This is a genomic window from Pseudoruegeria sp. SK021, from assembly GCF_002119405.1.
GTDB lineage: Bacteria > Pseudomonadota > Alphaproteobacteria > Rhodobacterales > Rhodobacteraceae > Meridianimarinicoccus.
Genome location: NZ_MTBG01000020.1, coordinates 25378 through 37786, shown reverse-complemented (window position 1 = coordinate 37786; position 12409 = coordinate 25378). Strand labels below are relative to the sequence as shown.

Below are 12409 nucleotides of genomic sequence, written 5' to 3'. Positions count from 1 at the left end.
GACAGTTCAACCTTTGAAACAGGCATCGCGGCCATCTCGCCGGATCGTTGCCGCCCCATCCAGGATCGACGCGGCGCGTTTGCGAACAAAATCCGACGGTTTCGCAGCCGAGCGGCCTTTTGGATCGGGCAAAATCGCCGCCAGTCGGGCCGACTGCACCGGGGTCAACGCTGCCGCTTCAACCTGAAAATAGGTGGCAGCAGCGGCCCCGACACCGAACACACCTTCGTCGAATTCCGCGACATTCATATACACTTCCAACAGTCGCCGCTTCGACCAGACCAGTTCGACGGCGGGGGTCAAAAGTGCCTCCAGCGCTTTGCGCGGCCAACTGCGCCCCTGCCAGAGGAAGACGTTCTTGACCACTTGCTGCGAGATGGTTGACCCGCCCCGCCGCGCGCCGCCATCCAACGCCTGACGCAACGCATCGATATCAAAGCCCCAGTGCAGACAAAAATTCGCGTCCTCGGCGGCGACCGCCGATCTGGCCATAACCGGGGCAATGTCTGCCATCGGAACCCAGTCATAGGCGACTTTTCCCAACCGTCCCCGTTCGGCCAGCATGTAAGGGGTCGTGGGCACGGGCACAAACGCAAACAGCAGTACGGCGCCAAAGACCAGCGCGACCAAGGCCGCCAGCCCCGACAACAGCCATCGCCGCACCCGCCTTGACAGGCGTGCACGCGGGCGTTTTGCGCTTAGCGATCCCATGCGGCCAACAACCATGCTCCCTACCTGTGGTCAACGGTCAAACCGGGCATGACCAGCGCGTTGCAGTCTATCCGGCTGCCCCAAGCTAGACGTCACCAAAGGTCGCGCACGGCCGGCAACGACGCATCAAGCTTGACACGAAAAACCCTATCCCGTGCATTGCCGCGCCGGATAGGGTCAGGTTGTTGTCGCGCAGGGATCAGGCCGACACGGCGTCCGCTTCGATCCCAAGTGGATGCGGCAGATTCACCAGCATCTCTTTCGGGCAGACCTGCAGGAAGTTGCCGCGCTCCAGATCCCAGTGCTGAAGCAAATCGGCGGCACGGCGGCTGCCGGTTTCTTCCAGATGACGCGCGATCAACTCTTCCAGTTGCGTCATCCAATAGGGCACCGTGACCGGACACGTCACCAGCGTTTCCATGTTCATCAGTTCAAGCGCGGACCCATCCGGATCGTAAAGATAGGCCATGCCGCCGGTCATCCCAGCGCCGAAGTTTGCGCCGATGCTGCCAAGGATCACCGCGGTTCCGCCGGTCATGTATTCACACCCATTGGATCCACAGCCTTCGATCACCACCGTCGCGCCCGAGTTGCGCACGGCGAACCGCTCGCCTGCCCGGCCTGCTGCAAACAGATAACCCGCCGTCGCGCCGTAGAGCACCGTGTTGCCGATGATGGTGTTGGCGCTGGCGATGAGCGGGCTGACTTGTGGCGGACGGACCACAATGATGCCGCCACTCAGCCCCTTGCCGACATAGTCGTTGGCATCCCCCGACACTTCCAGCTTCAGGCCGGGGGCCGCGAACGCCCCAAGCGATTGCCCGGCACTGCCGGTCAGCTTGACCGTCAGGTGATCGGGCTGAAGGCTGTTGCGCATGCCAAACCGCTTGACAATATGGCTGGACGTGCGCGTTCCGATCGACCGCAGCGTGTTCTGCACGGCGTAGCTCAACTGCATCTTCTCGCCATCTTCCAAGAAGCGCGCGGCGTCCTTAACAATCTCGGCATCCAGTGTATCCGGCACCACATTGCGCGGCTTCGACCGGTCATAACGCGCATGCATCGCGGTATCGACGGTGATCAACAGCGGGTTCAGGTCGAGATCATCCAAGTGCGCCGAGCCCCGGCTGACCTGGCTCAGCAGATCGGCACGTCCGATCAACTCATCCATATTGCGGACGCCCATTCCGGCCATAATCTCGCGCACTTCTTGGGCATAGAAGGTGATGAGATTGACCACTTTCTCTGCCGTTCCGGTGAACTTGTCCCGCAGGCTTTCATCTTGGGTACAGACGCCGACTGGGCAAGTGTTCGACTGGCACTGACGCACCATGATGCAACCCATCGCGATCAGCGCAGCCGTACCAATGCCGTATTCCTCGGCTCCCATCAGGGCCGCGATTACGATATCGCGTCCGGTGCGCAAGCCGCCATCGGTCCGCAGGGTCACCCGGTCGCGCAGCTTGTTCATCGACAGAACCTGATGCGCTTCGGTCAGGCCCATTTCCCACGGCAAGCCGGCATATTTGATCGACGTGGCCGGAGACGCCCCGGTGCCGCCATTATGACCGGAAATCAGGATGATATCAGCCTTGGCCTTGGCCACACCGGCGGCAATCGTGCCGACGCCCGACTGCGCCACCAATTTAACGGTGACTTTCGCCCGTGGGTTGATCTGCTTGAGATCGTAGATCAGCTGCGCCAGATCTTCGATCGAATAGATGTCGTGGTGCGGCGGCGGGCTGATCAGCATAACGCCGGGGGTGGAGTGCCGCAAACGTGCGATGAACTCGGTCACTTTAAAGCCGGGCAACTGTCCGCCTTCGCCGGGCTTGGCCCCCTGCGCGACCTTGATCTCCAGTTCTTCGCACTGGTTCAGATATTCGGCTGTCACCCCGAACCGCCCGGACGCCACTTGCTTGATCTTCGCAGATGGGTTGTCGCCGTTGGCCTCTGGCACGAAATGCGCCGGATCCTCGCCGCCCTCGCCGCTGTCGGATTTGGCGCCGATGCGGTTCATGGCAACATTGAGGGTCTTGTGTGCCTCTGGGCTGAGCGCGCCCAGCGACATGCCGGGGGTCACAAACCGCTTCCGGATCGAGGTGATGCTTTCCACCTCTTCCAGCGGAACCGGCTTGCCCATCGGCTTGATTTCCAGCAGGTCGCGCAGATGGATCGGCGGGTTGCTGCGCATCTTGGCCGAATACTGCTTCCACATCTCGAAGCTGGCCTTAGTGCAGGCGGCCTGCATCATATGCATGGATTGGGCTTCCCACGCGTGGGTCTCGCCCGAGCGACGCGCCTTGTAAAAGCCGCCAATGGGCAACACGTCCGTGCCGCCGAGCCAGCCTGTGGCATGCACCTGTTCCAGCTTGCGTTGAATACCCGTGACACCGATGCCCGAGATCCGGCTGAGGATGCCGGGGAAGTATTCGGCGCACATGGCCCGGCTCAGGCCAACCGCCTCAAAGTTCAGACCGCCGCGATAGCTGGAGACAACGCTGATCCCCATCTTCGCCATGATCTTGAGCAAGCCCTGATCAATGGCATTGCGATACCGCGCCACCGCAGTGTTCAGATTGCAATCCAGCAAGCCACGGTCGATCCGGTCGGCCAAACTATCTTCGGCCAGATAGGCGTTGACCACAGTTGCGCCCGAACCAATCAGCACGGCGAAATAATGTGGATCGATGCATTCCGCTGACCGCACACAGAGCGAAGTGAAGGTTCGCAGCCCCTTGCGCGTCAATCCACTGTGGATCGCGCTGGTGGCAAGGATCATCGGCATCGCGATCTTGCCTTCGCTCTGGTACTCATCCGTCAGAATGATGTGACCAGCGCCCGAGCGGACGGCATCTTCGGCCTCGCTTCGGATGCGGACCAAGCCATCGCGCAGCGCGTTGGGGCCCGCGTTGACCGGGAAGGTACAGTCGATCTCGGCCATCGGAGCATTGAACTGCTCTTTCAGCTTCTCGAACTGGCAATTGCCGATGAACGGGCTGTCGACCACCAGAATTTCGGTCTGGCTGCTGTCTTCGTCCAGCACGTTGCGCAGATTGCCGAACCGGGTCTTCAGGCTCATGACGCGGAATTCGCGCAAGGAGTCGATCGGCGGATTGGTGACCTGACTAAAGTTCTGCCGGAAGAAATGGCTGAGCGGACGATACTTTTCACTTAGGACGGCAGACGGCGTATCGTCGCCCATGCTGACCAAAGTTTCTTTCCCGTCTTCCGCCATGGGCGTCAGGATCTGTTCCAGCTCTTCAAGGCTGTAGCCTGCCGCGATCTGACGGCGGCGCAGATCTTCGCCCTTAAAGCCCGGCGCTTCGTCGGCTTCTTTAAGAACTTCGTCCAACTCATTGATTTTGCCGACCCAGTCCCCGAAAGGCTGTGACGAGGCAAGCTTGTCTTTCAGCTCGGTATCGTGGAACAGCTTGCCGGTCTTCATGTCGACAGCAATCATCTGGCCCGGGCCAAGTGCGCCCTTTTCGACGACCGTCGCCTCGTCCACAGGCACCATCCCCGCCTCGGAGCCTGCAATCAGCAAGCCGTCGCCGGTGACGACATAGCGCATCGGCCGCAGACCATTGCGGTCGAGGCCCGCACATACCCACCGACCATCGGTCATCGCCAAAGCCGCCGGACCGTCCCACGGTTCCATGACCGAGTTGCAATAGGAATACATGTCCCGCCACGGCGCGGGCAATTCAATCGCCTGCTTGCTCCAGCTTTCGGGCACCAGCATCGTCTTGGCCATGGGCGCGTTCCGGCCAGCCCGAACCAGAACCTCGAACACCGAGTCGAGGGCGGCACTGTCGCTTGATCCGCCGGGGATGATCGGTTTGATGTCTTCGGCCATATCGCCAAAGGCACCGCTGGCCATGCGAATTTCATGGCTCTTCATCCAGTTGACGTTGCCCTTCAGGGTGTTGATTTCACCGTTATGGGCCAACATGCGGAACGGCTGGGCCAACCACCACTGCGGGAAGGTGTTGGTGGAATAGCGCTGGTGATAGATCGCAAAAGCGCTCTCAAACCGCTCATCCTTGAGGTCTGGGTAGAATTCCGCGACCTGCTCGGCCAGCATCATGCCTTTGTAAATGATCGACCGGCAGGACAGCGAACAGATATAAAGTCCGGCGATATGCGCTGCCAACACGGCCTTTTCGATCCGGCGACGGATGACATACAGTTCGCGCTCAAAGGTGTCTTCGTCGACGCCCTTGCTGTTGGAAATGATGATCTGTTCGATCTCAGGGCGGGTCGCGTTGGCCTTTTCGCCCAGAACCGTAATATCGACCGGCACATGGCGCCAGCCATAGATGTAATAGCCCAGTCGCAGCACTTCGGCCTCGACAATGGTCCGGCAGGATTCCTGCGCAGCAAAATTGGTGCGTGGCAAGAACACCTGCCCGACCGCGATCAGTTTGGTGACATCAGGCTCGTGGCCGGTGCGGCGGATCTGGTCATAGAAGAAGGGCACCGGAATCTGCAGGTGGATCCCCGCACCGTCCCCGGTCTTGCCGTCCGCATCGACAGCGCCGCGATGCCAGATCGCTTTAAGGGCATTGATGCCGGATTCCACCACCGCACGGGACGGGGTGCCGTTCTGCGCCACCACAAGTCCGACGCCGCAGGACGAATGCTCGTCCTCTTCGCGGTACATGCCGTTTTCGGCCATGAAGGCGCGCTTGGCTTCCTCGGCTGCTACCCAGGCTGCATCATATTTGGTCATTGCTGGTCTCCTTCACCGAAGGAAGCGAACATCGCCTCTACTTCTTGTTTGGTCATGGTTTGATGATCACCTGCAAAGGCATATCCGCCCGGCTTGCAATCGATGTAGATTTCTTTGGTCAACGGCAGGTCGCCGGCAGCGTCAAACAAACCGGCGCTGACCGCGTACCGCTCGTGTCCCGGCAGGGTCAGCTTGTACCACAAGGTCGACCCGCAGGTGTCACACCACGCCCGCTCGGCCCAATCGGACGAGCGGAAGGTTTTGACCGGACCAGTTACCTGCAACTGGGCGGGGTCAACATCGACCTCGATCAGCGCAGAGCCGGTCCAACGGCGGCACATCTCACAGTGACATGCATGCAACTCGGCCTTGGCTGGGGTCGCTGAGACCACAACGGCACCGCATAAACACTGCCCATCCATGCCAGACCTCCGTTTCTGACCCGCCCTATCGCTTACTCGGCAGCAACCGATGCTGTCGCGGCATCGAACCGCGCCAGCATCGCCTCGGCGGCCTCACGGCCGTCTCGGATCGCCCAGACCACCAAGCTTGCGCCCCGCACAATATCGCCCGCCGCATAGACCCCGTCCATGCTGGTGGCATGGGTACGGAAATCGGCCTTGATGGTGCCCCAGCGAGTCACTTCCAGCTCGGGCTCGTTCCACAGGGTCGGCAAATCTTCGGGCTCAAAGCCCAAAGCCTGCACCACCAGATCGGCGTCTTCGACGTAATCGGACCCGTCGATCAGTTCTGGCATTTGACGGCCCGTGGCATCGGGGGCACCAAGGCGCATCTTTTGCACCATCACACCATTGACGATATCGCCGGTGAAGCCCTTCGGCGCCGCCAGCCAGATAAATTCCACGCCTTCTTCTTCGGCGTTTTTGGTCTCGCGCTGCGATCCGGGCATGTTGGCCCGATCCCGGCGGTACAGACAGCGCACCGATTCTGCGCCCTGCCGGATCGCCGTGCGAACGCAATCCATCGCGGTATCGCCGCCGCCGATGACCACGACCTTCTTGCCGGTGGCATTCAACTCGCCGCTCTCATATTCAGGCACGGTATCGCCAAATCCGACCCGATTAGAGGCAGTCAGATAATCGATCGCCCGCACAATTCCGCTAGCCCCAACACCGGGCGCCTGCAATTGCCGGGTCTTGTAGACCCCGGTAGCAATCAGCACCGCATCATGCGCCGCACGAATGTCTTGAAAACTGATATCTTCCCCGACCGCGCAATTCAGCCGGAAGGTCACGCCACCGTCTTCCAGTTGCGCCATCCGCTCCATGACCACGGATTTTTCCAGTTTGAAGCCGGGAATCCCATAGGTCATCAAACCGCCACCACGATCATAGCGATCATAGACGGTCACGTGCACACCCTTCCGGCGCAACAGATCGGCAGCCGCCAAGCCACCCGGACCCGCGCCGATGATGCCGACGCTTTCCGCGCGATCCCGAACCGGACGGATCGGCTTGACCCAGCCCTGCTCGAACGCCAGATCGGTCAGGTATTTTTCCACCGAGCCAATTGTGACAGTGCCATGGCCGGACTGTTCAATGACGCAATTGCCTTCGCACAGGCGATCCTGCGGGCAGATGCGGCCACAAATCTCAGGAAAGGTGTTGGTCGCCTGACTAAGCTCATAGGCTTCCTGCAACCGCCCTTCAGCCGTAAGGCGCAACCAATCGGGAATGTTATTGTGCAGCGGGCAGTGGCTCTGACAATATGGCACACCGCATTGCGAGCACCGTCCGGCTTGCTCCGCAGCTTTCGCCGTCGCATACTCGGCATAGATTTCCTGGAAATCTGTCCGGCGCTCGCCCGCTTCCCGCTTCACAGGCATATCCCGCCCCACGGTCACGAACTGCAGCATCTTCTCTTTGGCCATTGCCGCCTCCAAATTCGTCTTGCCTGCTTGTAATCAAGGCGACCGCAAATGAAAAGTCAGAATGTGTGACCTTTATTGCAGATAATTCAGACAACGCACAGCATCTCTGCGACATTACCTTGAAATATATGGAAGGCATTCTGACATAATTAATATAAATGCCTAAATATCAGATAGTTACGATGACACCCCCTAACGTATGAGTCAAACCGCATGACCCTCTTCCATCTTTTTCTCGTCGCGGTGATCCAAGGGATCACCGAATTTCTGCCGATTTCGTCGTCCGGACACCTGATCCTGCTGCCGAATCTTACCGGCATGGAAGACCAAGGCCTGACCATTGACGTGGCCGTCCATGTCGGGACGCTGTTCGCAGTTGTCCTTTATTTCTGGTCCGATGTCCGCGAGGCGATGCTTGGAAGCATGCGCCTGCTGCGCGGCAAGGTCGACACCAAAGGTGCCCAATTGGCGCTGTGCCTGATTGTTGCCACAATTCCCGTCGTCATCGCCGGACTTGCCATGAAATTAAGCGGCCTTGAAGAAGCCCTCAGGTCCACCGCCGTCATCGGCTGGACGATGATCATTTTCGGCATCGTGTTGTATTTCGCGGATCAAAAGGGCCCCGAGGCTAAGACCGATCAAGACTGGACCCTGCGCGACGCCCTGATCATGGGCTTGTGGCAGGTCATCGCCCTGATCCCCGGGACCTCGCGCTCGGGCATCACCATCACCGGCGGCCGGATGCTGGGCTATACCCGAACCGACGCTGCCAAATTGTCCATGCTGATGTCGATTCCCACCATTGCCATGGCCGGACTTCTTTTGGGCGTCGATGTAATCGGATCAGCCGACATGCAGATGGCCCGGGACGGCGCCATCGCCGCGGCCTTCGCGTTTGTCTCGGCGCTGCTGGCATTGAGCCTGATGATGCGCTTGCTGAAGTCGGTCAGCTATACGCCCTATGTGATCTACCGGCTGGTCTTCGGCGTGATCCTGCTGGCAATCGCTTATACCTAAGACCAAACGACCACCGGCACCGGCGGGTCTCCCCCGCCGATGCCGCCCGACACCTTCATCCCGACAGGTTCAGACCTTCAGGTTCTTCGCAGATTCGGTCACTTCATCGAACTGGCCGCTGGGGCGGAAGCGCCAGAGATAGTCGTTCACCACCGCAGCAATCGCGACCGGCTCAATCCCGAGCTGCGCAAAGCCCTGCGCCCCGTCCGTCACCACATTATCATGTTGCAGATTGCGCACCTGATCGCGGGTCAGCATCGTGTTCTCGATCAGCCCCCCGGTCATCTTCTGGCCAAGATCAAAGCCCCAGCCCATCATTCCAGCGATCGGGAACGGCACGTTCAGGACCAAGCGGCGCCGCCGGATCACCGTCAGCATCTGGGTGATCAGGTCGCGGAAACTCCGCACATCGGGACCGCCCAATTCATAGATGCCAGTGGGCGCCTGCCCCAGAACGCCAGCGACCACAGCCTCCGCCACATCATCAACGTAGACCGGCTGCATCAGCGTATCGGCCCCGACAATCGGAAGAATGGGGCCAAACCGTGCCATCCCAGCGAACCGGTTGAAAAACTGATCCTCCGGCCCAAAGATCACCGACGGGCGCAGGATCATTGCGGTCGGCTGATGCTCTAGAACCGCGGCCTCACCGGCAGCCTTGGTGCGGGCATAGTCGCTCGCACTGTCGGCATTGGCCCCAAGCGCCGACATCTGCACAAAACGGGTGATCCCAGCCTCAGCAGACAGGCGCGCCACGCGCCCTGCCCCTGCGGCTTGAATCGCCTCAAAGGTGCTTTTGCCGGTTTCGTTCAGAATACCGACGCAGTTGACCACCGCGTTGGCGCCGCCAAGCACATTGCGGACCGAGGCGTCATCGCGAATATTGCAGAACACCGGCTCGACTTGGCCGACCGCCCCATAGGTGCGGACAAACTGCGCCTCATTGGGGCGCCGGCAAGCGACGCGCACGCGCCAGCCTTCTTTCGCCATACGCCGGGCGACATAGCGTCCGACAAACCCCGACCCTCCAAAGATCGTGACGAGTTGCGACATGCGTGGCCTCCGTGCTTTTCCTGCAAATTTCCTATGGCCCGGGATACCCTTGATGACCGGAAGCGACAAGGAATATGACGTCGCGCCGATTTTTTGAAATCTCGTGTTGACACCTCCGTCGTGGGTAGGTAGATCGCCCCAACACGACACCAGCCCAGGTGGCGGAATTGGTAGACGCGCTAGCTTCAGGTGCTAGTATTGGAAACGATGTGGAGGTTCGAGTCCTCTCCTGGGCACCATTATCCCGAAGAGATCGGGTTAATGTCAGTCACTTGCGGTGATCGCCGTGTTTCCAATCGCTCTCGATACTTCTGTGTAAATTTGCAGTCGCGATTGCTAATATTGATTCGGCACATCTCATCTGTTTCCAGCCCACCGAACGCATTGGCTTCAAATCCTGCACAGACCACTCTTGCCCTAAGTCAATCCCGGACCGAATGCATGCCCCGGACGTGGTCAGGGCGGGCCCAGACCGCCATGGCCGCATCCCTTTACGGCAGTGGCTCAGCCTCTCGCCCGCTGTGACCGGTTCTGCACGAACCGTTTCGCAAACGTCCCGCATACTGCTAGAGTTGGGCCTGACCGATGTCCCTCCCGCCGAGTGCGCTGCCCCCATGATCACGCTGAAAACAAAATACGCGCTGAAGGCGCTCATGGTTCTGGCAGATGCGCAAGCTGCGGCCACCGGCGCTTTGCGGGTGGAAGAGATCGCCGTGCAGTCCGGGGCACCGAAACGCTTTCTTGAACATATCCTGCTGGATCTGAAACGCGCCGGCCTGATCGGCAGCAAACGGGGACGCTTTGGCGGCTATGCGATGATTAAAGATCCGAAAACCGTGTCTCTGGCTGAAATATTGCGTCTGGTGGATGGGCCCCTTGCGCCGCTGGCCTGCCTGTCACGCAACGCCTATCAACGCTGTGCCGATTGCAAGGATGAACAGGCGTGCCGGGTGCGGGCCGTGTTTGGCGGGTTTTATTCGGCCTATATCTTGATGATCGAATCCCTGACCTTGGCCGATCTACAAGCGGATCATCGTCCGCTGGAACGCTTCGCCATCCCCGAAACCCTCCTGCCCTGATCGGCCAAGGTCAGGTGCGCGGCATCTGAAATCTGAACACGGTCCAATCCTGCTCAGAGGTCGCAGTCAGCGTGCCGCCATGAGCGCGCGCAATTTCCGAGGCGATGAACAACCCCAAGCCCAAACCATCTTGGTTGGCGCCCGCATTGGCGCGAAAAAACGGCTGGAACAGCATCTCAAGCGCCTTTTCCGGGATCGCCGGCCCCTGATTGGCCACGGTCAGGGTGAATTGCCCGTCCTCATCCGCCGCCGTCATACGGATCGGCCGGGTCGCCGCCCCGTGCGAGACCGCGTTTGACAGAAGATTAGACAGCAACTGCGCCAGCCGCGCCGGGTCACAATTGACCGGATCGGCGAAATCGAGGACCGCTTCAATTTTGGCATCCGGCTGGGCCAGTTGGATTTCCGCGATCACTTGGCGCAAGGCCGGCATCAGCGGCAACACGACGCCGCGGTCGATCGATAGACCCGCGCCCAGTCGCGACCGAGCCAGATCCATCACATCCTCAATCAACGCCGTCATCCGGTCCACCGCCCCTTGGGTCATCGACAGCATGTGCAACGTCGTTTCGGTTTGCGCCTCACGCCGGATGATGCGGATCGCAGAGGCAATGGCCGCCAATGGATTTCGCAGGTCATGCCCCAGCACCGCGATGAACTGTTCGCGCAGATGCGCATCGCGCTCTGTCACCAGAAGGGCGTTGACCGCCTCTTTATGTTCGGTGACGTCCCGGGCGCTGCAATAGTACCGACCGCCTTCAGGCACTGTATTCCACGACAACCAACGATAGCTGCCGTTTTTGTGGCGGTATCGATTTTCGAACTTCAGCACCGGGGTGCCGCGCTGCACTGCCTCGAATGCCGCCTCGGTCGCCGGCAGATCATCGGGATGCACAAAACTCAGGAAACTTCGACTCTCGACCTCATCTGGCAAGAACCCCAGCGTCGTGAACCACGCGGGGTTGGTGTTCTCGAACAGGCCAGAATCGTTCAGGATCCCCAACAGGTCGGGGGTGACTTTCCACGTGAGGCTATATTTCTTCGCAAGTTCTGGCACGGGCTCACTCTGGCTGTCGGGGCGGTGGCTGCGTATTATACGAAATTCGCCAAGCTGACCGTTCTGACGATCACCACTCACGGCAGCCTCGGAACAAGGCGCTTACGAATGACGAAGGACGGCAGACATAAGACAAGGCGCTCATACAATGATACTCTAAACGCCGCGCACACGCACCACCAAAGGCCGCTGAGGGGATCAGCGGCCATTCCGCAGAACTGCGGCAGAGGGTGTCGTCCATGTCGTTAGGTCAAACCGGAGGTTTGCCGCGAACCGCGCGGGCCACCATGGCGACGACGAACAAGATCAGGAAAATCACGAATAGGATTTTTGCGATTCCAGCAGAGGCTCCGGCGATACCGCCGAACCCAAGTGCCGCGGCAATCAGCGCGACCACAAGGAACGTAAGGGCCCAACCAAGCATTTCAGTTTCTCCTTTTTTGCCAGACAGCGTGTGAAGTACACTCAAGCAACGCATCGCGCCGGGAACTGGTTCCATTCGCGCCGCCAAACCGGATAAAAATCTCGGCGCATTCAAGGTCTTGACCAGTTTCGCGTCCCGCACCGCGCCCGTGCAGCTCGCAACAAAAAAAGGCCAGCGACAGAGTCGCTGGCCATCCTCGTTAAACTTTTGGGTGATCGAATTGCCGGGGCGTTTTGAGGCGCGATCAGACGCCGGACATCCAATCATCAACTTCGCGCTCAGCCTCATCCTTGGCCTTGCCATATTTCGCTTGGACCAAACCGACCAGCTCTTGGCGGTTGCCTTTGGCCTGCGTCAATTCATCGTCGGTCAGCTCGCCCCACTTGGCTTGGGCCTTGCCTTGAATCTGTTTCCAATTGCCTTCTACTTGATCCCAGTTCAT

10 protein-coding genes and 1 tRNA gene are annotated in these 12409 nt (G+C 59.8%); 3 read left to right on the top strand and 8 right to left on the bottom strand.

Features of this window, described 5'->3' with window-relative positions; genetic code table 11:
- Window positions 1–6: 6 nt before the first annotated feature.
- From mtgA to BV911_RS12585, 4 genes are all read right to left on the bottom strand, one after another.
- On the bottom strand, window positions 7–726 hold the full coding sequence (gene mtgA, locus BV911_RS12600; protein ID WP_086053975.1) for a monofunctional biosynthetic peptidoglycan transglycosylase: 720 nt from the start codon (window positions 724–726) through the stop codon (window positions 7–9).
- A gap of 184 nt (window positions 727–910) precedes the next feature.
- Window positions 911–5446, bottom strand: a complete 4536-nt coding sequence (gene gltB / locus BV911_RS12595) for a glutamate synthase large subunit (RefSeq protein WP_086053974.1) — start codon at window positions 5444–5446, stop codon at window positions 911–913.
- The gene (locus BV911_RS12590; protein WP_240512237.1) at window positions 5443–5868 is read right to left on the bottom strand and encodes a GFA family protein; all 426 of its coding nucleotides are present in this window, start codon (window positions 5866–5868) and stop codon (window positions 5443–5445) included. Before BV911_RS12590 ends, gltB begins: the two co-directional genes overlap by 4 nt.
- Window positions 5869–5900: 32 nt before the next feature.
- Window positions 5901–7337, bottom strand: a complete 1437-nt coding sequence (locus BV911_RS12585) for an NAD(P)-dependent oxidoreductase (RefSeq protein WP_086053973.1) — start codon at window positions 7335–7337, stop codon at window positions 5901–5903.
- Between the two features lie 213 nt (window positions 7338–7550).
- Here BV911_RS12585 and BV911_RS12580 point away from each other — a divergent pair, with 213 nt between their 5' ends.
- Complete coding sequence (locus BV911_RS12580) at window positions 7551–8354, top strand: undecaprenyl-diphosphate phosphatase (protein ID WP_086053972.1); 804 nt, start codon at window positions 7551–7553, stop codon at window positions 8352–8354.
- A 69-nt stretch (window positions 8355–8423) separates the two neighbouring features.
- Here the strand turns inward: BV911_RS12580 and BV911_RS12575 are convergent, their stop codons facing one another.
- Window positions 8424–9407 (bottom strand): complex I NDUFA9 subunit family protein, encoded by a 984-nt coding sequence (locus BV911_RS12575; protein ID WP_086053971.1) that lies wholly within the window; start codon window positions 9405–9407, stop codon window positions 8424–8426.
- Window positions 9408–9559: 152 nt separating this feature from the next.
- Here BV911_RS12575 and BV911_RS12570 point away from each other — a divergent pair.
- A tRNA-Leu gene (locus tag BV911_RS12570) sits at window positions 9560–9646 on the top strand.
- A gap of 375 nt (window positions 9647–10021) precedes the next feature.
- On the top strand, window positions 10022–10486 hold the full coding sequence (locus BV911_RS12565) for an Rrf2 family transcriptional regulator (protein WP_086053970.1): 465 nt from the start codon (window positions 10022–10024) through the stop codon (window positions 10484–10486).
- 10 nt (window positions 10487–10496) lie between these two features.
- Here the strand turns inward: BV911_RS12565 and BV911_RS12560 are convergent, their stop codons facing one another.
- The 3 genes from BV911_RS12560 to BV911_RS12550 all read right to left on the bottom strand — a co-directional run bounded on the left by BV911_RS12560 (window position 10497) and on the right by BV911_RS12550 (window position 12409).
- On the bottom strand, window positions 10497–11624 hold the full coding sequence (locus BV911_RS12560) for a PAS domain-containing sensor histidine kinase (protein ID WP_240512236.1): 1128 nt from the start codon (window positions 11622–11624) through the stop codon (window positions 10497–10499).
- A 169-nt stretch (window positions 11625–11793) separates the two neighbouring features.
- Entirely contained in the window at window positions 11794–11967 is a 174-nt protein-coding gene (locus BV911_RS12555) for a DUF1328 domain-containing protein (RefSeq protein WP_086053968.1), read from the bottom strand.
- A 244-nt stretch (window positions 11968–12211) separates the two neighbouring features.
- Window positions 12212–12409 (bottom strand): CsbD family protein, encoded by a 198-nt coding sequence (locus tag BV911_RS12550; RefSeq protein ID WP_086053967.1) that lies wholly within the window; start codon window positions 12407–12409, stop codon window positions 12212–12214.